17 protein-coding genes are annotated in these 21616 nt (G+C 72.1%); 4 read left to right on the top strand and 13 right to left on the bottom strand.

Annotated features, from left to right (window positions below):
• Position 1 precedes the first annotated feature (1 nt).
• The 6 genes from treZ to I4Q55_RS27210 form a co-directional block, all read right to left on the bottom strand.
• Positions 2 to 1714, bottom strand: a complete 1713-nt coding sequence (gene treZ / locus I4Q55_RS27235; protein WP_206791555.1) for a malto-oligosyltrehalose trehalohydrolase — start codon at positions 1712 to 1714, stop codon at positions 2 to 4.
• Complete coding sequence (gene treY / locus I4Q55_RS27230) at positions 1711 to 3975, bottom strand: malto-oligosyltrehalose synthase (RefSeq protein ID WP_206791554.1); 2265 nt, start codon at positions 3973 to 3975, stop codon at positions 1711 to 1713. Before treY ends, treZ begins: the two co-directional genes overlap by 4 nt.
• Positions 3972 to 6098, bottom strand: coding sequence for a glycogen debranching protein GlgX (glgX, locus tag I4Q55_RS27225; protein ID WP_206791553.1), 2127 nt, complete (start codon positions 6096 to 6098; stop codon positions 3972 to 3974). The genes treY and glgX overlap by 4 nt, the downstream gene beginning before the upstream one ends.
• A gap of 86 nt (positions 6099 to 6184) precedes the next feature.
• Positions 6185 to 8167 (bottom strand): 4-alpha-glucanotransferase, encoded by a 1983-nt coding sequence (malQ, locus tag I4Q55_RS27220; RefSeq protein WP_242546838.1) that lies wholly within the window; start codon positions 8165 to 8167, stop codon positions 6185 to 6187.
• A 58-nt stretch (positions 8168 to 8225) separates the two neighbouring features.
• Complete coding sequence (locus I4Q55_RS27215) at positions 8226 to 8423, bottom strand: hypothetical protein (protein ID WP_206791549.1); 198 nt, start codon at positions 8421 to 8423, stop codon at positions 8226 to 8228.
• On the bottom strand, positions 8420 to 8959 hold the full coding sequence (locus tag I4Q55_RS27210; RefSeq protein ID WP_242546836.1) for a hypothetical protein: 540 nt from the start codon (positions 8957 to 8959) through the stop codon (positions 8420 to 8422). Before I4Q55_RS27210 ends, I4Q55_RS27215 begins: the two co-directional genes overlap by 4 nt.
• Positions 8960 to 9103: 144 nt before the next feature.
• On the opposite strand from I4Q55_RS27210, the gene I4Q55_RS27205 reads away from it, so the two are divergent.
• The 3 genes from I4Q55_RS27205 (at position 9104) to I4Q55_RS27195 (ending at position 12544) form a co-directional block, all read left to right on the top strand.
• The gene (locus I4Q55_RS27205; RefSeq protein WP_206791547.1) at positions 9104 to 10273 is read left to right on the top strand and encodes a sensor histidine kinase; all 1170 of its coding nucleotides are present in this window, start codon (positions 9104 to 9106) and stop codon (positions 10271 to 10273) included.
• Positions 10274 to 10394: 121 nt separating this feature from the next.
• On the top strand, positions 10395 to 11063 hold the full coding sequence (locus I4Q55_RS27200) for a response regulator transcription factor (RefSeq protein ID WP_206791546.1): 669 nt from the start codon (positions 10395 to 10397) through the stop codon (positions 11061 to 11063).
• 17 nt (positions 11064 to 11080) lie between these two features.
• Positions 11081 to 12544 carry an amino acid permease gene (locus I4Q55_RS27195; protein WP_206791545.1) on the top strand — a complete coding sequence of 488 codons (1464 nt, stop codon included), beginning with the start codon at positions 11081 to 11083 and terminating at the stop codon, positions 12542 to 12544.
• Here I4Q55_RS27195 and I4Q55_RS27190 read toward each other — a convergent pair.
• The 3 genes from I4Q55_RS27190 to I4Q55_RS27180 form a co-directional block, all read right to left on the bottom strand.
• Positions 12522 to 13304: a hypothetical protein gene (locus I4Q55_RS27190; protein WP_206791544.1), complete on the bottom strand. Its 783-nt coding sequence runs from the start codon at positions 13302 to 13304 to the stop codon at positions 12522 to 12524. The genes I4Q55_RS27195 and I4Q55_RS27190 overlap by 23 nt on opposite strands.
• Positions 13305 to 13312: 8 nt before the next feature.
• The gene (locus I4Q55_RS27185) at positions 13313 to 14671 is read right to left on the bottom strand and encodes a glutamine synthetase (RefSeq protein ID WP_206791543.1); all 1359 of its coding nucleotides are present in this window, start codon (positions 14669 to 14671) and stop codon (positions 13313 to 13315) included.
• A gap of 342 nt (positions 14672 to 15013) precedes the next feature.
• Positions 15014 to 15808 (bottom strand): DMT family transporter, encoded by a 795-nt coding sequence (locus I4Q55_RS27180; protein ID WP_206791542.1) that lies wholly within the window; start codon positions 15806 to 15808, stop codon positions 15014 to 15016.
• Between the two features lie 341 nt (positions 15809 to 16149).
• Between I4Q55_RS27180 and I4Q55_RS27175 the strand changes: the two genes are divergently transcribed.
• Positions 16150 to 16329, top strand: a complete 180-nt coding sequence (locus I4Q55_RS27175) for a hypothetical protein (protein ID WP_004561029.1) — start codon at positions 16150 to 16152, stop codon at positions 16327 to 16329.
• A 130-nt stretch (positions 16330 to 16459) separates the two neighbouring features.
• Here I4Q55_RS27175 and I4Q55_RS27170 read toward each other — a convergent pair whose 3' ends face one another.
• The 4 genes from I4Q55_RS27170 to I4Q55_RS27155 all read right to left on the bottom strand — a co-directional run bounded on the left by I4Q55_RS27170 (position 16460) and on the right by I4Q55_RS27155 (position 21140).
• The gene (locus I4Q55_RS27170; RefSeq protein ID WP_206791541.1) at positions 16460 to 17641 is read right to left on the bottom strand and encodes an ROK family transcriptional regulator; all 1182 of its coding nucleotides are present in this window, start codon (positions 17639 to 17641) and stop codon (positions 16460 to 16462) included.
• Positions 17642 to 17652: 11 nt separating this feature from the next.
• Entirely contained in the window at positions 17653 to 19119 is a 1467-nt protein-coding gene (locus I4Q55_RS27165; RefSeq protein WP_206791539.1) for a sugar ABC transporter permease, read from the bottom strand.
• 20 nt (positions 19120 to 19139) lie between these two features.
• Positions 19140 to 19913, bottom strand: coding sequence for an ATP-binding cassette domain-containing protein (locus I4Q55_RS27160; protein ID WP_206791537.1), 774 nt, complete (start codon positions 19911 to 19913; stop codon positions 19140 to 19142).
• A gap of 90 nt (positions 19914 to 20003) precedes the next feature.
• Positions 20004 to 21140 (bottom strand): sugar ABC transporter substrate-binding protein, encoded by a 1137-nt coding sequence (locus I4Q55_RS27155; RefSeq protein WP_206791535.1) that lies wholly within the window; start codon positions 21138 to 21140, stop codon positions 20004 to 20006.
• Positions 21141 to 21616 lie beyond the last annotated feature (476 nt).

Below are 21616 nucleotides of genomic sequence, written 5' to 3'. Positions count from 1 at the left end.
GTTACTTCGTCTCGACCAGCACGAAACCGTCCGGCGGCAGGTGCGCGGCACCCCCGTCCACAGTGGCGTCCGCCCAGGTCAGCAGGGTTGCGGTGGCGCCGAGCGGGAGCGTGACCGGGCCGACGCCGAAGTTGACCGCCAGCCGCAGCGTGCCGCGGTGCAGCACGAGCCAGGAACCGTCCGGCGCGGAGTCGATCCGCAGGTCGGCGACCCACGGGTCGGCCAGCTCCGGCCGTTCGCGGCGCAGCCGGATCAACGCGCGGTAGAGATCCAGCACCTCACGGTGACCGGGACGCCCGACCTCGGTCCAGTCCAGCCGCGAGCGTTCGACGGTCGCCGGGTCCATCGGGTCGGGCACGTCCGACTCGCCCCAGCCGTGCCGGGAGAACTCGCGACGGCGGCCCGTGCGGACGGCCTCGGCCAGCTCCGGGTCGGGGAAGGACGCGAAGAACTGCCACGGCGTGCTCGCCGCCCACTCCTCCCCCATGAACACCATCGGCGTGTACGGCGAGCAGAACAGGATCGCCGCGCCGCAGGCCAGCCGGTCGCGCGAGACCGTCGCGGACAGCCGGTCGCCGGTGGCGCGGTTGCCGATCTGGTCGTGGTTCTGCAGGTAGCCGAGGAAGCGGTGGCCGGGCACGGTCCGCGTGTCGACCGGCCGGCCGTGGGTCCGCTCCCGGAACGACGACCAGGTGCCGGCGTGGAAGAACACCTCGCGCAGCACCCGCTCCAGGGCGTCCGGCGCGGCGAAGTCCGTGTAGTACCCGGTCGTCTCGCCGGTGACCTTGACGTGCAGGGCGTGGTGCAGGTCGTCCGACCACTGGGCGTGCAGGCCGTAGCCGCCGCGCTCGCGGGGCGTGACGAGCCGCGGGTCGTTGAGGTCGGACTCGGCGATCAGGGTCAGCGGCCGGTTCAGCGCCGCCGACAGCGCGTCGACCTCGCCGGCGAGCTGTTCGAGCAGGTGGACGGCCCGCCGGTCGAGCAGCGCGTGCACGGCGTCGAGGCGCAGGGCGTCGATGTGGAAGTCGCGCAGCCAGCTCAGCGCGTTGTCGATCACGTACCGGCGGACCTCGTCGGAGCCGGGGCCGTCGAGGTTGAGGCCGGGCCCCCAGTCGTTCCGCCCGGCGAAGTACGGCCCGAACCTGTCGAGGTAGGCGCCGGACGGCCCGAGGTGGTTGTAGACGACGTCGAGCACGACGGCCAGGCCACGCGCGTGGGCCGCGTCGACGAACCGCTTGAGCCCGTCCGGGCCGCCGTAGGGCTCGTGGACCGCGCCCCACAGGACGCCGTCGTAGCCCCAGCCCGCGGTGCCGTCGAAGGAGTTGACCGGCAGCAGCTCGACGTGCGTGATACCGAGGTCGACGAGGTGGCCGAGCCGCTCGATCGCCGCGTCGAAGGTGCCGCCCTCGGTGAACGTGCCGATGTGGAGCTCGTAGAGGACGGCACCGGGCAGCTGACGGCCGTGCCACGCGTCGTCGGTCCAGGCGAACTCGCCGTGGTCGTAGACGCGCGACTCGGCGTGGACGCCGTGCGGCTGGTGCCGTGAGCGCGGGTCCGGCAGCGGCTTCTCGTCGTCGTCGAGGAGGAAGGCGTAGTTGACGCCGTCGGCGTCGGCGTGCCACCAGCCGCCGTCGCCCGCGGTCATCTCGTGCACGCCCGCGTCGACGCTGACCCGGACCCGGCGGGCCGCCGGGGCCCACACGCTGAACTTCATGCGTCTCCTCGCAGCAGCAACGCGACGGGGTATCGCTCGAACAGGGTGGCCACGTCGCCGGTGACCTCCCGGCCGGTCAGGACGTCGGTCCAGACGCCGTCGGGCAGCGGGAGGACCGTGTCGCGCCAGCCGCCGCCGGCTTCGAGACCGACGGGCAGCCGGGTCACCGCCACGGCGAGGCCGGGGCTGCGCGTGTAGGCCAGGCAGTGGGCCGCCGCGACCCCCTCGGCCCGCAGCGGCCGGTAGCCGCGGAACAACGCGGGGTGCTCCTGGCGCAGCTTCAGCGCCTTGTGCACCACCAGCAGCTTCGCCGCTCCCGACGCGTCGATCTCCGGCAGCTCGCCGTCGACGATCCGGGCCAGGATCTCGCGCCGCGCGGCGTAGTCGACCGGGCGGCGGTTGTCCGGGTCGACCAGGGAGAAGTCCCACAGCTCGGTGCCCTGGTAGACGTCCGGGACGCCGGGCGCGGTCAGCTGGACGAGCTTCTGGCCGAGTGAGTTGCTCCAGCCCGGCCGCTCGATCCGCGCGACGAACGCGGCCACGTCGGGGTCGTTCACGACGGCGTCGGGCCAGGCGGCGACGGCGGCCTCGAAGGCCTCGTCGTGGTCGGTCCAGCTGGTCCGGAGCTTGGCTTCCTTGGCCGCCTTGTCGAGGTAGTCCCGCAGCCGGGCCGGCTCGATCGGCCAGGTCGACACCAGCGTCTGCCAGGCCAGCAGGTTCAGCGACGGCTCGTCGATGCCGTGGCGCGCGCTCCACCGCCGGACCGCGTCGGCGAACTCACGGGGCAGTTCCGCCAGCACGGCCATCCGGGCGCGGGTGTCCTCGGACCGTTTGGTGTCGTGCGTGGTCAGCGTCGTCATCGCGGCCGGGTGGCCGGCCTCGCGCTCGGCGGCCAGCCGGTGGAACTCCTCGACGTCGAGCCCGAAGCGGTCCGGGTTGCCGCCGACCTCGTTGAGCGCCGCGAAGCGCGTGTAGCGGTAGAACGTCGTGTCCTCGGTGCCCTTGGCCACGACCATGCCGGACGTCTGCTGGATCCGGGTGGCCAGCTCGCCGGCCGGCTCGGCGCGGACCTGCGCGTCGAGGGCGTCGAGCGCGTCGCCGAGGTCGGGCCGGGCCTGGCGGGCGCCGTCGATCGCGACGGCCCAGTGCGCCGTGCCTTCGGGCAGGTACGAGCGGTAGACGGGGAAGGCGATCATGGTCTCGGCGACGGCCGCGCGCGCCGCCTCGGTGTCGACGTCCCGCAGCAGCGCGGCGATCCGCCGGACCTCCGCGACCAGGATGCGATCGGTGACCAGCCGCCGGGCTTCGGCCTCGACGCGGTGGTAGCCGGTCTTCACGCCCAGCTCGTTCGCCAGCGCGGTGAAGCCGGGCTCGCCCGCCGGGTCGACGAAGACGCCGGCGATCTCGCGCAGGGCGTCGTAGCCGGTGGTGCCGTCGACCGGCCAGCTCTGCGGCAGCGGCTCGCCCGGGTGCAGGATCTTCTCGGCCACGATCCACGCGTTCGGCGCGTTCGCCCGCAGCCGCCGGAAGTAGCCGCCCGGGTCGGCGAGGCCGTCGGGGTGGTCGACGCGCAGGCCGGTGACGTCGCCGTCGGCGACCCAGCGCAGCACCTCGCCGTGCGTCTCGGCGAACACTTTGGGGTCTTCGACGCGGACCGCGGCCAGGTTCGTGATGTCGAAGAAGCGGCGGTAGCCCAGCTCGGCATTGCCGCGGCGCCAGCCGATCAGGCGGTAGTGCTGGCGCTCGTGGATCTCTTGCGGCGTCCCGGTTTCCGTGCCGGGTGCGAGCGGGAAGCGGTGGTCGTGGTAGACCAGCTCGTCGCCGTCGACCGCGAGTTCGGCGACCGCGTCGTCGCCGCCGAGGACGGGCAGCAGGAGCGGGCCGCGGTCCCAGTCGATGTCGAAGAACTCCGCGTACTCCGAGCCGCGGCCGTGCTTGAGCACGTCCCACCACCAGGGGTTCGCCTTCGGTACCTCGACCGACATGTGGTTCGGCACGATGTCGACCACCAGGCCGAGCCCGAGCTCCTTCAGCAGCGCGGAGAGCTCCTGGCGCGCCCCTTCACCGCCCAGCGCGGGCCGGGCGCGCGTCGGGTCGACGACGTCGTAGCCGTGCGTCGAACCGGGAGTCGCGTCCAGCACCGGCGACGCGTACAGCGCGCCGATGCCGAGGTCGCGCAGGTAGCCGGCGATGCCGGCGGCGTCGGCGAAGGTGAACTCCGGGCGCAGCTGCACCCGGTAGGTCGACTCCGGGACCGTCATGCGGATTCCGTCTCCGTCCGTTGCAGCACGATCAGGGACCGGGCGGGCAGGGTGAGCCGGCCGCCGCCTTCGACCGGTTTCGCGTCAGCGGGTTCGACCTCGCCGGTCGCGGTGTCGACCACGACGGTCCAGCTCTCCCCGTAGCCGTTGCCCGGGAGCGTGGTGTCGATGTCCTCGTAGTGGGCGTTGAAGGCGAGCAGGAACGAGTCGTCCTCGACCTTCATGCCGCGCTGGTCGAGGTCGGGGATCGCCTTGCCGTTGAGGAAGACGACGACCGCCTTGCCGAAGCCGTCGTCCCAGTTCTGCTCGGTCATCTCCTCGCCGGCCGGGGTGAACCAGGCGATGTCGCCGAGCTTCTCGCCCTTGCCGACCGGGCCACCCTGGAAGAAGCGGCGGCGGCGGAACACCGGGTGCCGGTGCCGGAACGCGCCCAGCCCGGCGGTGAACTTGACCAGGTCCGCGTTCTCCTTGGCCAGCTCCCAGTCCATCCAGGACAGTTCCGAGTCCTGGCAGTAGACGTTGTTGTTGCCCCGCTGGGTGCGGCCGAACTCGTCGCCGTGCAGGATCATCGGCACGCCCTGCGACAGCATCAGCGTGGCGAGCATGTTGCGCTGCTGCCGCGCGCGCAGGGTCAGTACCTCGGGGTCGTCGGTCTCGCCTTCGACGCCGCAGTTCCACGACCGGTTGTCGTCGGCGCCGTCGCGGCCGTCCTCGCCGTTGGCCTCGTTGTGCTTTTCGTTGTAGGACACCAGGTCCCGCAGCGTGAAGCCGTCGTGCGCGGTGACGAAGTTGATCGACGCGAACGGGCGGCGGCCGTCGTCCTGGTAGAGGTCCGACGAGCCGGTGATGCGCGAGGCGAACTCCCCCAGCGTCTTCGGTTCACCCCGCCAGAAGTCTCTCACCGTGTCCCGGAACTTGCCGTTCCACTCGGTCCACAGCGGCGGGAAGTTGCCGACCTGGTAACCACCGGGGCCGACGTCCCACGGCTCGGCGATCAGCTTCACCTGGCTGACGATCGGGTCCTGCTGCACCAGGTCGAAGAACGTCGACAGCCGGTCGACGTCGTAGAACTCGCGCGCCAGCGCCGAAGCGAGGTCGAACCGGAAGCCGTCGACGTGCATCTCCGTCACCCAGTACCGCAGCGAGTCCATGATCAGCTGCAGGGTGTGCGGGTTGCGCACGTTCAGCGAGTTCCCGGTGCCGGTGTAGTCCATGTAGTACTCGGGCTCCCCCTCGACCAGGCGGTAGTAGGCCTCGTTGTCGATGCCGCGCATCGACAGGGTCGGCCCGAGGTGGTTGCCCTCGGCGGTGTGGTTGTAAACCACGTCGAGGATGACTTCGATCCCGGCTTCGTGGAGGGCCTTGACCATGCCCTTGAATTCCTGGACCTGCCCGCCCTCGCCGGGCATCGCCGCGTAGGAGTCGTGCGGCGCGAAGTACCCGATCGTGTTGTACCCCCAGTAGTTCGTCAGGCCCTTTTCCGCGAGGCCGTGATCGGTGACGAACTGGTGCACCGGCAGCAGTTCCACCGCGGTCACGCCGAGCTTCTGCAAGTGCTCGACGACGGCGGGGTGCGCGAGACCGGCGTACGTGCCCCGCAGCGCTTCGGGCACGAACGGGTGATGCACGGTCATGCCCTTGACGTGGGCCTCGTAGATGACCGTCTCGTTGTACGGCCGCTTCGGCTGCCGGTCGTTGCCCCAGTCGAAGAACGGGTTCGCCACCAGCGAATACGGCACGCGGCCGGCGGAGTCGTCGTCGTTGCGCTCGGCCGGGTTGGCGAACCGGTAGCCGAACAGCGACTCGTCCCACTTCACGCCGTGTGAGACGGCCTTCGCGTACGGGTCGATGAGCAGCTTGTTCGGGTTGCAGCGCAGCCCGCGCTCCGGGTCGTACGGGCCGTGCACGCGGAAGCCGTAGCGCCGGCCGGGCCCGACGTTGAGCAGGTAGCCGTGGTGGACGAAGCCGTCGACCTCTTCGAGCACGTGGCGCGTCTCCTTGCCCTCGGCGTCGAACAGGCACAGTTCGACGCGCTCGGCCACCTCGGAGAACAGGGCGAAGTTCGTCCCGACTCCGTCGTAGGTGGCGCCGAGCGGGTAGGGCGTTCCGGGCCAGGGCCGCACTGGGTGTCTCCTCGTGCTTGGGTCGTGCCGGTGGCGTATCACCGGGGGTCGCGCGCGACGGGGTGGTCGTTACCTCGTGACCGTCGTTACCGGGGCAGCGGCCGGGCCGCCGCCAGCGGCGCGACCGCGGCGCGGACCCCCTTCGCGGTGAAGAAGCCGTCCACGCTGACGGGCAGGCGAATCCGCCAGTTAGGGTACTGGTCGACCGTTCCGGGCAGATTCGGCTGCCGCACCTGGCCCGCCACATCGGCCGGCGAGGTCAGCACGAGCCGCGAAGCCGCCTTCGCGAGCAAGGTGTGCAACGCGACGACCGGGTCGTCGTCCGGAATCCCTTCCCGCGCAACGAGGTCCAGCAGCGCCGCGCGTTCCTCGGCGGCCGCCTCTTCTTCGGCTTCGACCCCGCGGTCCAGCAGGCCCAGCTCGGCCCGGACCCGGACGTGCTCGCTCTTCAGCCAGCCTCCGACGGTCGGCAGGTCGTGCGTGGAAATGCTGGCCATGGCGTCCGGATCCCAGCTTTCGGGTGGGGTGAACGGCCGGCCGGGCGCGTCCCAGTCGCGTTCGAACCACAGCACCGCCGAGGTGAGCATCCCCCGATCGTGCAAGGTGTCGGTGACGACCTCCTCGACGGTGCCGAGGTCCTCCCCCACGACGACGGCGCCGGCCCGGTGCGCTTCGAGCGCGAGCACGCCGACCATCGCCTCGGCGTCGTAGGAGACGTACGTGCCGCGGTGCGCGGGCTCGCCCGGCGGGATCCACCACAGCCGCCACAGGCCGGCGATGTGGTCGACGCGGATGCCGTCGGCGAAGCGCAGGACACCCCGGATGACGTCCCGGAAGGGCGCGTACCCGGCTTCGGCCAGCTTGTCCGGCCGCCACGGCGGCAGGTTCCAGTCCTGCCCCTGCTGGTTGAAGGCGTCGGGCGGCGCGCCGACCCGCACGTCGGCGGCGAAGACGTCCCGGATCGCCCAGGTGTCGGCGCCGCCGGGGTGCACGCCGACGGGCAGGTCGTGCACGATCCCGACGGTCATCCCGGCCTCGCGCGCGGCGGTCCGGGCGGTTTCCAGCTGGACCCGGCAGAGGTGCTGGAGCCACGCGTGGAAGGCGACGCGCTCCTTCCGCTCCTCGCGCGCCTTCGCCGTCGCGGGTCCCGCCGGGTCGTGCAGCTCCGCCGGCCACTCCCGCCAGTCCCCGCCGTGCTGCTCGGCGAGGGCGCAGAAGAGGGCGAAGCCGTCGAGATCGCCGTCTTCGGGCACCTCTTCGACCCGGTGCGGCCACAGCAGTTCGAGGGCGGCGCGCTTGGCGGTCCAGACGGCGTCGTAGTCGATCAGTTCGCCCTCGCGGTCCGGGGCCAGCGACTCGACCGCCGCCCGGATGGCGGCGTCGGCGCGCTGGAACGTCTCGGTGGCGGTGACGCGCAGGTAGACGGGGTTGGCGAACCGCCGGCTGGCGGGCGAGTAGGGCGACCGTTCGACCGGGTGGGCGGGGCTGATCGCCTGCACCGGGTTGACCAGCAGGACGCCGGCGTCGAGTTCGGCGGCCGACCGGGCGGCGAAGGTGGCGAGGTCGGCGTAGTCGCCGATGCCCCAGGACCCGGCCGAGTGCAGGGCGTAGAGCTGCAGCATCCACCCCCAGGCGGGCCGCACCCGGGGCAGTTTCGCGGGCACGACGGCGAGGACGACCTCCTGGTCGGCGGTGACCACCCGGTGCCACCCGAGCGGCAGGTCCGCCGGCAGCTCCCCGCCGGCCCGCAGCCGCGTCCCGTCTTCGAGCACGACTTCGGCGTCGACGCCCAGCGTCCGGCCGGTGCCCTCCCGCACGACGATGGTCGGCGGAAGCGCGGCCGGAGTTTCCCGCGCGGCGCCCAGCGCGGCGGCGATGGCGACGTCACTGGAGGCATCGACACCGAACTGGCCGAGGACGGCGACGACGACGTCGTCGGCCACGTCGACCCAGACCCGGTCGGCGTTCTGGTACCGCGTGGCGACGCCGTGGCGGTGGGCGAGCTCGTGCAGGGCGGGGATCTGTTCGGGCACCGCACCAGCATTCCGGTGCCCGGCCGTTCCCGCCATCCGCACGGGCGACATCACTCCGGTGGCGGGAGCGACCCCCAGACGCTCCCGCCGCCCGTCACCCCTGGCCCTTCCGCCGGATCCCGGCCAGCACCGCCAGCCCCGCGAGCACCATCACCACGCTGGCCACGACGTGCAGCGACGGCGGCAGCACGTGCAGCTGGACGAACCAGCTCGGCGACTGCGCCCCGAGCAGCCGGTTCAGCAACCCGCCGCCGCCCTGCACCACCAGCAGGATCCCGACCAGCTCGATCACGACCGCACCTCCTCCCTCGTGCCGAACAGCTCCTGCCACACCGGCCCGGCGAACAGCCAGATCGTCGTGACGGTGCCCAGCCGCGGGAACCACCCCCACAGCGGCGCCACCCGCTCCGGCTCGCCGATCGCGAAGATCGCCGCCAGCAGGGCCACCGCGGCGAGCCCGCAGGCCAGCAGGCACTTGCCCCACTCGCGCCACTCGTACCGCGCCCGCTCGCGCCCCTGCAGCTTCGGCGGTGGCGGCGGGCCGCCGGCGAACCGGTGCGCGAACCGTGCGTCCGCCCACCGGACCATGCTCGGCCCGAACACCACGCTGAAGCCGAGGTAGACGGCCGCGAGGCCGTGGGTGAACCCCGGCTTGCCCCCGGCCGACAGGTCGAGCACGGTCGCCACCAGCACCACGACGTCGACCAGCGGCACCATGGCCAGCAGCACCGCCGACGCGCGCCGAGCGCGCAGCACGTACCGCACCGCCAGCCCCGCCGCGATGAACACCCAGAACCCGATCTCGCCCGCCGCGATGACGGCGGCCATCGGATTCTCCGCGAAGAACTTCCCGATCTCTTCCACCCCGCCACGCTCGCGCGCCGGCGCGGCCGGGCGCGTCGGCGAAGGGGACGACCCGCCGTCATCACTTCGTAGGACGCGGGCCCGGCGCGGGTGTGCTGGGATGATCGAGTGCCTCTCCCCCGCCTGCGCTCGCTCCCGGTGTGGCAGCAGGACGGCCTGATCGCGCTGGCCTCCTGGCTGCTCGGGTTCCTCGTCTACGCGACCGGCGCCCACCGGATCGTGAGCGGGTACGACCACGCGGCGCTGGGCGTGCGGCTGCTGGAGCTCGGCATGCTGTGCGGGCTCCAGCTGATCCGCCGGCGAGCGCCCCTCGCGCTCGTGCTCGCCACGGCGGTGGTCGCGGCGGACCTCTGGCTCGGCCCGTCGCTGCCGGTGCTGATCGTCTACACCGACTTCCTGTACGCGGCGACCCTCTACGGCACCCGGCGCGCGAGCCGGGTGATGATCGGCCTCGCCGCGTTGTCCGTGGTGGGCGTGCTCGCCGCCGTGCTGGTCCTCGCGCAGCAGTGGCGGACGGCGGTGCTGGCCGCGGTCTCCCTGCTGCCGTTCGTCATCACGCCGGTGTGGTGGGCGGCGAACGTCCGCCAGCAGCGCGACGTCGCCGAGACCGAGCGGGCGAACGCGGCACAGGTGGCGAAGATCGCGGACCTGGACCGGCGGGCGGCGGTCGCCGCCGAACGCGGGCGGATGGCCCGCGACCTGCACGACGTGATCGCCGGGCACCTTTCGGCCATCGCCATCCAGTCGGAGGCGGCGCTGTCGCTGCCGGACCCGAAACTGGCGAAGGCGGTGCTGGAGTCGGTGCGGGAGAACAGTGTCAGCGCCCTGGAGGAGATGCGCGCGATGATCGGGCTGCTCAAGGCCGACGGCGGAGCCGCGGAGACGACCGCGCCCGCCCGGCTCGCGGACCTGGCCAAGCTGGTGGAGTCGGCCAGGGCGAGCGGGCTGGAGGTGCACGTCGATTCCACAGTGGACGATCGACTGCCACTGCCGGCGGCGGTCGACCTGACGGCGTACCGGATCGCGCAGGAGGCGCTGACCAACGCCGTCAAGCACGCCCCGGGCGGCCGGGTGGACATCGCCGTCCACTGCGTCGACGGCGTGCTGGCGGTGGAGGTCCGCAACGACGTCCGCGCCCCGCTTCCCGCGGCCGGCGGCGGAACGGGCCTGCTGAGCATGCGCGAGCGCGCCGACGCGGTGGGCGGCGAGCTCACCGCGGGCCCGGCGGGCGACGGCTGGCTGGTCCGCGCGGAGCTCCCGGTCGGCGGGGCACTATGACAACCGGTGCTTCGCCCCGGGCCGGGGGCTCCGCCACCCGGAACCCCCGAAAGACCACAGTGACAACCGGTGCTTCGCCCCGGGCCGGGGCTTCCGCCACCCGGAACCCCCGAGGGCCGCGATGACCATCCGCGTCCTGGTCGCCGACGACCACAGCGCCGTCCGGTTCGGCCTCACCACCATCCTCGGCCACGCCGAGGGCATCCAGGTCGTCGGCGAGGCCGCCGACGGCGCCGCCGCCGTCCGGCAGGCGCGGGCGCTGCGGCCGGACGTCACCCTGATGGACGTCCGGATGCCGGGCACCGACGGCATCGCCGCCACCCGGCAGCTGGTCGCCGAAGGCCTCACGCAGGTGCTCGTGCTGACCACGTTCGACCTCGACGAGTACGTGCACGGCGCGCTGCGGGCCGGAGCGGCCGGATTCCTGCTCAAATCGGTCGAAGCGCCCCGCCTGATCGAAGCCGTGAAACTCGTCGCGGCCGGGGACGGCGTGCTCGCCCCGCAGGTCACGCGGCGGCTGATCACCGCCTTCGCCGCGTCGGGCCCGGAGCCGGGCCCGGCGCCGCCCGGCCTCGGCGACCTGACCGAGCGCGAGCGCGAGGTGCTCGGCTGCCTCGGCGAGGGCCTGTCGAACGCCCAGATCGCCACCCGGCTGCACATCGGCGAGACGACGGTGAAGACGCACGTCTCGCGCGTGCTCGCCAAGCTCGACCTGCGCTCCCGCGTGCAAGCCGCCATCCTCGCCCAGGAGAACGGCCTGACCGCGGCCGATCTGCGGAAAGACCCGTGAGCTTTTAACTTCTCCTCATGGGTGAGCGGCGAACGCTGAACGTGGACGAGGTCCTGGAGCGCCAGGACTCCGGAGAGCTCAAACGCCGGCTGCGCGGGCGCGACCTGGTCGGGTTCGGTGTCGGGATCATCATCGGCACCGGCATCTTCACCTTGGCCGGCGTCGAGGCGAAGACCCACGCGGGGCCCGCGGTGACGCTGTCGTTCGTGCTGGGCGCGGTCGTCGCCGGGCTCGCGGCGCTGTGCTACGCCGAGCTCGCCTCCAGCGTCCCGACGGCGGGAAGCGCTTACACCTACGCCTTCGCCACCCTCGGCGAGGTGTTCGCCTGGATCATCGGCTGGGACCTGCTGCTGGAGTTCGCGCTCGGCGCCGCCGTCGTGTCGCGTGGCTGGTCGGGGTACCTGGCCAACCTGCTCGGGCTGTCGCCGGAGTGGTTCGGCGAAGACGCGAAGATCAACATCGGCGCGGTGCTCGTCATCGCCGTGCTGACCGTCGTCGCCGTGCGGGGCATCAAGGAGTCGGCCTGGGTGACCAACCTGCTGGTGTGCGTGAAGGTCGCGGTCTGCGTGCTGGTGCTCGCGGTCGGGCTGTTCTTCGTCAAGGGCGCGAACCTGACGCCGTTCATCCCGCCGGCGCGGGCACCCGAGGCCGGCGCGACGGCGCTGGAGCAACCGGTGGTCCAAGCGGCGCTGGGCCTGGAACAGTCGGTCTACGGCCTCGCCGGCATGATCACCGCGGCCGCCGTCGTGTTCTTCGCCTACACCGGCTTCGAAGCGCTCGCGAACCTCGGCGAGGAGACGCTGAACCCGCGCAAGGACCTGCGCGTCGGCATCCTCGGCGCGCTGGGCGTCTGCGCGCTGCTCTACATCGGCGTCTCGATCGTGCTGACCGGCATGGTCCCGTTCACCGACATCGACACCGGCGCGCCGCTGGCCGACGCGTTCGACCGGGTCGGCCAGCACTGGGTGGGCGCGCTGATCTCCCTCGGCGCGGTCACCGGGCTGACGTCGGTGATGATGGTCGAGCTGGTCACGATCGGGCGAATCGGGTTCGCGATGGGCCGCGACGGCCTGCTGCCGAAGGCACTCGGCACCGCGCACCCGCGGTGGGGCACCCCGCACCGGATGACCATCGGCGGCGCGGCGCTGATCGCCGTCTTGGCCGCGTTCGTCCCGATTGCCGAGCTTGCCGACATGGTGAGCATCGGCGCGCTGTCGGCGATGATCATCGTCGCCGTGGCCGTCCCGGTGCTGCGCCGCCGCCGTCCCGGCCTCGAACGGCCGTTCAAGGTGCCGTTCTCCCCGGTGGTCCCGGTCGTGGCCGCGCTGGCGTGCCTGTACCTGATGCTCAACCTGAACGTCCTGACGTGGATCCGGTTCGCCGCGTGGCTGGCGATCGGCCTGGTGATCTACTTCGCCTACGGCCGCCGCCACTCGCGTTTCGCGACCAGGACGCCGGTCAGTCCCAGTAGGACGGAGTGAGCCCGGCGTCACGAGCCGCCGCCCGCACCACGCCGGCCTGGCCGGCGTCGACCACGACGAGGACACCGAGCCCGGCCAGTGCCGCCGTCACCCATTCGACCGGCTGGTCGTGGCGGCCGTGGTCGCCGAGCGACGGGTAAGTGTCCACAACGGACAGCAGGGTGCCCTCGGCACCGATGCGGATGCCTGCCAGGAGCACGAAGTGGCCACCGGGCGGCCGCCAGCGGGACGTCCACAGTGGCGGGACGCCGGTGTCGAGGTAGTCGAGCAGCGCGCGTTCCGGGGTGTCGTGGGCGCCGAGCTCGGCGGCGTCGACCCGGGCGATCACGGCCACGCGCGGGACGTCCCACAGCCCGGCCAGCAGGTCGAACAGCGTCTCGGTGCTCCACTCCCCCGTGACCGGCACCGCCGCGAGGGCGCCCCGCGACAGCGATCCGACGGCCGTCGCCAGGCTGGAAACCCGGGTGCCCGCCGCGGCCGGATCGTCGACGACCGGCAGCGGCAGCCGGAAGCCGCGCCGGCCCGGCTCACCCGGCGGGCGCACGACCGGGCCCCGGACCGTGCCCGCGGCCGCCGCGACGGCGTCCTGGTCGGCCACGTCGAGCCCGGCCGCCCGCAGCGCGGCGAGCCCGCAGAACGCCGCGGCCAGGCCGTCCTTCTGCGGCAGCTCCGCCTGGGCCACCGCGGCCAGCCGCGCCCCGCCGGGTAGCCACCGCACCCCGGACAGGTCGAGCTGTCCGCCGTCGATCCCCGAAGACATCGGTCCCCTTAGTAGCGCCAAAGGTGAGCGGCGACGATTTCGTCGGCCGTGCGGTCGGCCGCCCACGCCGCGTCGGAGGCCCGGACCGCGCGGAAGGCACCCAGCAGCTCGTCGCCGAGCACGCCGGCGATCCGCGGCGACGCCACCAGGGCGGCGTCCTGTTCGGCGGGGTTCGCCGGCAGCCGGCGCACCCCGCGGGCTTCGCGGTCGTCCTCCGGCCAGCCGCCCGGGTCCGCCCCGATCGGCTCGGGCAGCTCGGGCGCGTCCTCGATGCCGGCCATCCCGGCGGCGAGCACGACCGCCAGCGCGAGGTACGGGTTGGCCGAGGCGTCGGACGTCTTGAGCTCGACGTTCGCGTGGTCGGCGCCCAGCAGCGCCGAGCCGGGGACGTACCGCAGCGGCGCCTCCCGGTTCTCGACGCCCCAGAACGTGTACGCGCCCGCGAAGTAGCCGGGCCGCAGCCGCAGCGTCGAGGGCACGCTCGGCGCGGTGATCGCGGTCAGGGCCGGCAGGTCGCGCAGCAGCCCGGCGAGGTAGCCGGCCCCTTCCCCGTCCGGCCGGCCCGTGTTCCCGCTTTCGAGAAGGTTGCGGCCGTGGCGGCGGACCGAGGTGTGCAGGTGCCACCCGTTGCCGGCCGCCCCGAGGCCGATCAGCGGCGCGAAGCTGACGGCGAGACCGTGCACCCGCGCGGCGGCGTGGATGGTCTGCCGCGCGAGCAGCTGGTCATCGGCGGCGGAAACGGGATCGGTGGCGGCCAGCGACAGTTCGAGCTGCGCGACGCCGTACTCGGCGTGCAGCTTGCCGATCCGCAGGCCGTTGGCCGCGAAGTCGTGCAGGAGGGCCCCGACGAAGCCGTCGATCCCGACGAGGGCGTGCGGGCTGTAGGCGGGCCCGGGGTGCCCGGGCGCGGCCAGGACATCGGAGCTCCCGGCGGGCGTGACGGCGAATTCCATTTCGTAGCCGGCCCGGAACTCGAGCCCGCGCTTCGCTGCTTCGGCGACTTGCGTTTCGAGGACGGCGCGCTGGCAGTAGGGCCACGGATCGCCGTCCCGGGTGACCTGCCGGACGGGCGCCCAGGCGAGCGCGGGCTGCCCGGCCAGCCGCCGCAGCCGCTCGACAACGGGCACGAGCCGGATGTCCCCGGACGGCGTGGCGAGGTCTTCGTGCGCGTAGGTGATGGCGTCATGGCTGTCGAAGACGGCGAAGAGCGAGGTCGCCCCGACACCGCGCGTGGCGGCATCGGCCAGCCCGCCAACGGGCACGATCCGCGAGCGCGGGATGCCGTTGTTGTCGGCCCAGGCCAGGTGAACCCCACCCACTCCGGCGGCGGCGAAGTCCTTCGCCGCGGCCGACGCCGCCTTGGTCATGATCACCCGCTTCCTGCCGCCCGGGGTAAGTATCCCGGGCGGGCGGGGTGGGGGCCATCACGATCGGGTCCGGGCTGCCGGCCAGGGATCAGCCGGACCGCGCCGACGAGGCTGCGCTCGCCACGCGCTCGTTGCCCGGCCCGCCGCGCGGCCGCCCCCACCGCAGGGCCGCCCCTCGCCGCAGGACCGCCCCGCCGCAGGACCGCCCCCGCCGCAGGGCCCACCCTCCCGGGGGATCCGCCCCGCTTCAGCGTATCGGTCGCGGCCGACGGAAAAGCTCGCCGAAGAGGGGTTGTCCACAGCGCGGCCACCTTGTGGGCAACCGGCAGCCGCCGAACCCCTTCATCCCGGCGGCTCCCCAGCCGGCCCCTCCCGGCTCCGCAGCGCCACCCCCGCCACCACCGCCAGCGTCCCCACCGCTTCCGGCAGCGAAGGCACCTGTCCGAGCAGCGCGAACCCCAGCACGCCCGCCGTCACCGGGAGCAGCGCCAGCAGCGTCGCGAACCTCGCCTGGCCCACCCGCCGCAGAACCACCTGGTCCAGCGCGTACGGCACCACCGTCGACAGCACCCCGACCCCGATGCCCAAGAGCAGCAACCGTGGCGAGGCCCAGACCGAACCCGTGCCCACCGCCAGCGGGGACAACACGACCGTCCCCGCGAAAAAGCCGATCGCCAGGCTGTCGATGCCGTCGCCGCCCACCGCCACCCGCTTGCCCAGCAGGATGTACCCCGCCCAGGCCAATGCCGCCCCCAGTGCGAACACCACTCCCCAGAAACTCCCGCTCAGGCGGACGTCCGCGATCGCCACCACCCCCGCCGCGACCAGGACCAGCGCGCACACGTCCCGCACCGTGCGGGAGCCCAGGGCGGCCACCACCACCGGGCCGGCGAACTCCATCGCCACCGCCGTGCCCAGGGGCAGCCGGGCGATCGCCTCGTAGAACAGCACGTTCATGCCCGCCGTCACCACGCCGAACACGATCGCCAGCGCCAGGCGGCGGCCTCGCCACGCCGCGCGGCCCGGGCGGCGCCAGGCCAGGAGGACCACCGCCGCTCCCAGGCAGCGGAGCCAGGCCACGCCCGCCGGGGTCGCGTGGCCGAAAAGGCCGACCGCCACCGCCGCTCCGGCGTACATCGAAATTCCGCTGAGAACGAACAAGAGCGGCGCCGGTACCCGGGAAAGCCGTCGCGGGGAAGTCACCGTACTCACCAGCCCATGGTGCCTGACCACGGAAAACGTAACTCTCCGGGTAAACGTCTCCTGGAATGCGGGACTCCGCTACGACATCCGGGGTAAATCGACGTGACTCAGGTCCCACCGGCGCGGGAACACTTGCGAGCCGCGAAACGTCTGGAACAGTGGAAGCACGAACACGCGGAGCCGGAGGCGATCGCCGCCACCGGTAGCAGTCCCGAAGTGGGCGTAGCTGGATCGATGGCACCGGGCGACCGGTGCCGGGACGGAGGGAGACCCCCATGACATCGCCGACGCTCACCCGCCCCGAACTGACCGCCGCCGACCGCTGTGACCGGTGCGGAGCAGCAGCTCAGGTACGAGCCATCCTCAGCACGGGTGGCGAACTGCTCTTCTGCGGGCACCACGCCCGCGAGCACGAGGCCAAGCTCAAGGAACTGTCCGCCGACATCCAGCGGTAACCCTGCAGACGCGAAAGGCGGCCGGTGCGCACAGGCACCGGCCGCCTTTCTGCATCTTGCACATTGCGTGTCGTAAATCACGTTATGGCGGCGAAAAGCGGTAATTCCGGACACGGGACCGGACAGGAAATCAGACAGAATCCAGCACGACTTCGAACGCCACCTCGGCGGCCCCGAGCAGCTTGCCGTCGGCCCCCAGCGCCGAGCTGACGATCCGCGTGCCCCCGACCGCCCGGCTCACCAGGCTGCGCCGGCGCACCTCGGCGCCGACCTGCCGCAGCACCGCCTCCGGCAGCACCGTCAGCAGGTCGCCGAGGATCACCAGCTGGGGTCCCAGCAGGTTGACGACGTTGATCAGCCCGAGCGTCAGCCATTCGGCGAACTCCGCGAGCCGCGTCAGCGCCGCCTCCGGGGCGCGGCCCAGCTCGCGCAGCTCGAACAGGATCGCCCCGCGCGGGGTGTCCTCGGCCAGCCCGAGCGCCCGGCACAGCGCCGCCTCGCCGACCTCGGTCTCCCAGCAGCCGCTGCTGCCGCAGTAGCAGGGCCGCCCGTCGGGCCGGATCACCATGTGCCCGATCTCGCCGACGTACCCCGAGCCGCCGCGCAGCGCCGAGCCCTCGGCGATGACGCCGCCGCCGACGCCGACGTCCGCCGAGATGTACACCACGTCGGACGCCCCGCGGGCCGCGCCGCGCAGGTGCTCGGCGACCGCGCCGAACTCGGCGTCGTTGCCGACCAGGATCGGGATCTGCAGCACCCCGCCGAGCCGCTCGCCCAGCGCCACGTCGGTCCAGCGCAGGTTCGGCGCCTCGTGCACGTGCCCGTCCGCCCGCCGCACGACGCCGGGCACCGACACCCCGGCCGCCACCGGAGTCACGTCGAGGTCGCCGGCCAGGATGGCCGTCGACTCGATGACGTGGGTGATGACCTCCTCGGGCTGCCCCATCCGGCCGCGCAGGTTCCAGCTGTTGCGGCCCAGGATCTGCCCGCCGAGCCCGACCAGGGCGATCGCGACGTGCTCGACCTGCAGGTCGACCGCGAGCACGACCGCCGCGTGCGGCTGGGGCAGGACCAGGAGCGAGGGGCGGCCCGCCCCTCGTCCCGGCCTCGGCACCTTCTCCTCGACGACGCCGGCTTCGGCGAGCCCGTCGACGAGGGTCTTGATCGTGCTCCGGTTGAGCCCCAGCTCGGCGGCCAGGGTCGCCCGGGTGCTCGGCCCGCCGACGTGCAGCAGGCGGAGCAGTGTCGTGCGGTTGTGCCGGCGCACCTCGTCCGGTCGAGCAACGGGCGTGCTGGTCACGGGCTTTATCATCCCATGCTGGTTCAGCGCGCCGACGCAGCCGCGCGGCGCCGGGACAGCGCGTCGACCGTGGCGGCGAGGAGCAGGACCAGACCGGTGATGATGTTGACCACCGCGGCCGGCTGCTTGAGCAGGCCCAGGCCGTTGATGACCACGGCGATCACCAGGCCGCCGACGACCGCGTCGGAGATCCGGCCCTTGCCGCCGAACAGCGACGTGCCGCCGATGACCGCGGCGCCCACCGAGAACAGCAGGGTGTTGAGGCCACCGGACTGCGGGCTGACCGAGCCGACCTTCGACGCGGCGACGATGCCGCCGATGGCCGCGACCGCCGAACCGATGACGAACACGCTCGCCCGGATCTTCGGCACGTCGATACCGGCGCGGCGGGCGGCTTCCTTGTTGCCGCCGACCGCGTAGACGTACCGGCCGTACTTGGTCCGGTTGAGCACGTACGTGCCGGCCACCAGCAGCACGAGCATGATCGGGATGACGTACGGGACGCCCTCGATCGTGACGACCGCCTTGTTCGGCGAGCGGTTGATCGTCAGCAGCCAGGTCCCGATCGCCGACAGCACGACCAGCGCGCCGACCTTGATCAGCACCAGCGCCGTCGGCTGGACGACCAGGCCGCGCTGGAGCCGCTTGAAGTGGCTGATCAGCGTGATCACCGCGAACCCGCCGGCCGCGACGAGGAAGAAGATCCAGCTGCCGAGGATGTTCAGGTTGCCGTTGGCGATCTTGTACAGGATGTCCGAGTTGCTGATGCCGATCGTGCCGCCCTCACCGATGAACTGCAGCAGGACGCCCTGCCACACGATGAACAGCGCGAGCGTCACGACGAACGACGGCATGCCGATCTTCGACACGAGGAAGCCGGTGATGCAGCCGATCGCGGTGCCGACGCAGATCGCCAGCAGGATCTCGAGCCAGGCGTTGGCCGGGACGCCGATCGCCACGATCAGCAGGCCGATCAGCGACAGCGCGGCACCCGCCCAGATCCGCTGGTAGGCCGACAGCAGCATGGCCAGGGCGAGCACCCCGATGAAGGTGATGAACACGCCGGTGCCCATGTTGCCCAGCAGGTTCCCGTTCTGGACGTAGTGCAGGGCCATCACGGAAGCGGCGACACCGGAGGCCACACCGGCGGCGAGGTCGATCTCGCCGAGCAGCAGCACGAACACGATGCCCATCGCGATGATGATGACGCCCGCGCCCTGCGGGAACACGTTGGCGATGTTGGCCAGCGTGAAGAAGTTGTCCGACAGCGCGCTGAACAGGATGACGAGCACGAGCAGGCCGAACAGCGACGGCAGCGCGCCGAGCTCGCCGGCCCGCAGGCGGGCGAAGTAGTCGCGGATCGCTTCGCCGGCTGACATCGATGTCGTGTCGATGCCGAAGTCGGAGATGGCCGCGGTCGGGTTCTGGGTCTGCGCGAGCGCCTCCGCGGCCGGGGTGTCGACCTCGTGCTTGGCAGGGGTTTCAGTCATTTCCGGTTCTTTCTTCCCGCTCACAGGACCACGGCTTCGGGCCGGGCCAGGCCGAGGTCACCGGAGCGACCCGCGGTGATCAGCTCCACGACCTGGCCGTGGGTGACGTCCTTCGTGTGCACCTCGGCGACGAGCCGGCCGAGGTAGAGCACCGCGATGCGGTCGGCGACCTCGAACACGTCGGCCATGTTGTGGCTGATCAGCACGACCCCGAGGCCCTGCTCGGCCAGCCGGCGGACCAGGTCGAGCACCTGCCGGGTCTGCGCGACACCGAGGGCGGCGGTCGGCTCGTCGAGCACGACGACCTTGCTGTTCCACAGCACCGACTTCGCGATGGCGACGGTCTGCCGCTGGCCACCGGACAGCGAGGAGACCGGCGTGCGGACCGACTTCACGGTCCGGACCGACAGGGAGGCCAGCGTCTCGCGGGCGGCCTTCTCCATGCTGGCTTCGTCGAGCTTCCACGAGCTGCCGCGCTCGCGGCCGAGGAACATGTTCTGGACGATGTCGAGGTTGTCGGCGAGCGCGAGGTCCTGGTAGACGACCTCGATGCCGAGGTCCGCGGCGTCGCGCGGGCCGCGGATGTGGGCGTCCTGCCCGTTGAACCGCACGGCCCCCGAGTCGTACGGGTGGATGCCGGCGATGCACTTGACGAGCGTCGACTTGCCGGCGCCGTTGTCGCCGACGAGTGCGGTCACTTCGCCCGCACGCACGTCGAAGTCCACGTCGTGGAGGACGTGGACGGGGCCGAAGCTCTTGTTCAGGCCCTTGATCTCGAGAATGGGCTCACTCATGGATGGGCTTTCTCCTGGGTGGGGACCGGGCCGGGACGCACCGTCGGGGTGCGCGTCCCGGCCCGGCTGTTCATGGGGTGGAGCGGGGGCTCAGGAGATGCCGAGCGAGGTGCACTTGGCGGCGAGGTCGCCACCGCAGATCTCGGTCGCCTTCACGTAGCCCTGGGTGACCACGGTCTTGATGTCCTTCGCCAGGATCGTCGTCGGGGTCAGCAGCACGGACTTGATGTCCCGGTTGTTCTGCGGGTCGTGCAGCTTGCCGGTCGCGATGGCGTCGGCGGCGGCCTTGTCGCCCTTGGCCAGCGCGGCCGCCAGCTTGGCGGTGGCCTCGGCCTCTTCCTTGATCGGCTTGAAGACGGTCATGTACTGGTCGCCGCGCATGACCGCCATCAGGCCGTCGGCGGTGGCGTCCTGGCCGGTGACCGGGATCTTGCCGTTCAGGCCGTTCTTCTTGAGGATCGTGATGACCGCGCCGGCCAGGCCGTCGTTCGCCGCGACGACGCCGTCGACCTTGCCGCCGTTGGCGGTGAAGATCTGCTCGAACGTCGTGCCGCCGAGCTGGTTGTCCCAGTCGTTGATCGGCTGCTTCTGGATCCGCTTCAGGGTGCCGGCCGAGAACAGCGGGTCGAGGACGGAGTCCTGGCCCTTGGTGAACAGCGTCGCGTTGTTGTCGGTCGGAGCGCCCTCGATCTGGACGACGCCGGCACCCGGCTTGTCCTTCAGCGCGTCCGCCATGGCCTGGCCCTGCAGCTGGCCGACCTTCTCGTTGTCGAACGAGACGTAGTACTCGGCGCTGCCGCCCAGGCTCGGGCGGTCGTAGTTGATGACCGGGATGCCCGCGGTCTTCGCCTTGGCCTCGACGGCGGCACCGACGGCCGGGTCGGCCGGGGCGATGACCAGGACCTTGACGCCGGAGCTGATGAAGCCGTCGGCCAGGCTGCTGAACTTCTGGGCGTCGCCCTGGGCGTTCTGGACGTCGGCCTCGAAGCCCTGGGCCGCGAGGGCGGCCTGGAGCATCGGCTTGTCGAAGGCTTCCCAGCGGGCCGAGCTGGCGGTCTCCGGCAGGATGACGCCGACCTTGCCGCTGGCGCCGCCACCGGCCGGAGCGGGCGCGGAAGCGGAGTTGCTCCCCGTGCCCCCGCTGTTCGAACTGTTGGTACCGCAGGCGGTCAGCACCAGGCCGGCGCTCACCGTGGCGGCGAGGAGGGTAAGGGTTCTGCTGCGCATCCTCGTTCCTTCCGGATCCAAGCATTGGTGACGAGCGGCCGTCGGCGTGTGCTTCGGGCCAGCGAGGCGGTGATCCGGGGAGGCCCGGCGCACCGTCGCGCATATGTTGTGGGCGACAACATATGCCGCTGAGCGGCTGCGGGGAAGATAGCTGGATCGATTAAATGACACCAATTGGACACGGTTCGGCAACACGGGCTGAACCTCGCCCGGAAAGAGTAGATCCGCTGACGATGTGATCGCCAGCACTCACGGTTAGTTACATCGAGGTTTCATCAAGGTGTGACGTTAGGCCGGTCGTGTGCACCGAGCGCAACCCCGTGGCGAATCCACGACTGCGCGCCGGGATTGGTCGCCGACTTGCGAAGTTTCGGCCCGGAGGTACCCGGATGGCCATTCGCCGGGAGACGGACGGGCAGTCTGTCGGTGACAAGGCGATACGCAGCGTCACAAGCCTGGCGGTGCGGTGATCCGGC

Source organism: Amycolatopsis sp. MtRt-6, from assembly GCF_017308975.1.
GTDB lineage: Bacteria > Actinomycetota > Actinomycetes > Mycobacteriales > Pseudonocardiaceae > Amycolatopsis.
Note: the sequence above shows the minus strand (reverse complement) of the source record. Positions and strands in the feature narration are given on the sequence as shown.

Coding starts and splice junctions, on each gene's coding strand:
- treZ (WP_206791555.1), bottom strand. CDS start 1,714: ATGAAGTTCAGCGTGTGGGCCCCGGCGGCCCGCCGGGTCCGGGTCAGC.
- treY (WP_206791554.1), bottom strand. CDS start 3,975: ATGACGGTCCCGGAGTCGACCTACCGGGTGCAGCTGCGCCCGGAGTTC.
- malQ (WP_242546838.1), bottom strand. CDS start 8,167: ATGGCGGGAACGGCCGGGCACCGGAATGCTGGTGCGGTGCCCGAACAG.
- I4Q55_RS27210 (WP_242546836.1), bottom strand. CDS start 8,959: ATGGCCGCCGTCATCGCGGCGGGCGAGATCGGGTTCTGGGTGTTCATC.
- I4Q55_RS27200 (WP_206791546.1), top strand. CDS start 10,395: ATGACCATCCGCGTCCTGGTCGCCGACGACCACAGCGCCGTCCGGTTC.
- I4Q55_RS27195 (WP_206791545.1), top strand. CDS start 11,081: ATGGGTGAGCGGCGAACGCTGAACGTGGACGAGGTCCTGGAGCGCCAG.
- I4Q55_RS27190 (WP_206791544.1), bottom strand. CDS start 13,304: ATGTCTTCGGGGATCGACGGCGGACAGCTCGACCTGTCCGGGGTGCGG.
- I4Q55_RS27185 (WP_206791543.1), bottom strand. CDS start 14,671: ATGACCAAGGCGGCGTCGGCCGCGGCGAAGGACTTCGCCGCCGCCGGA.
- I4Q55_RS27180 (WP_206791542.1), bottom strand. CDS start 15,808: ATGTACGCCGGAGCGGCGGTGGCGGTCGGCCTTTTCGGCCACGCGACC.
- I4Q55_RS27175 (WP_004561029.1), top strand. CDS start 16,150: ATGACATCGCCGACGCTCACCCGCCCCGAACTGACCGCCGCCGACCGC.
- I4Q55_RS27170 (WP_206791541.1), bottom strand. CDS start 17,641: ATGATAAAGCCCGTGACCAGCACGCCCGTTGCTCGACCGGACGAGGTG.
- I4Q55_RS27165 (WP_206791539.1), bottom strand. CDS start 19,119: ATGACTGAAACCCCTGCCAAGCACGAGGTCGACACCCCGGCCGCGGAG.
- I4Q55_RS27160 (WP_206791537.1), bottom strand. CDS start 19,913: ATGAGTGAGCCCATTCTCGAGATCAAGGGCCTGAACAAGAGCTTCGGC.
- I4Q55_RS27155 (WP_206791535.1), bottom strand. CDS start 21,140: ATGCGCAGCAGAACCCTTACCCTCCTCGCCGCCACGGTGAGCGCCGGC.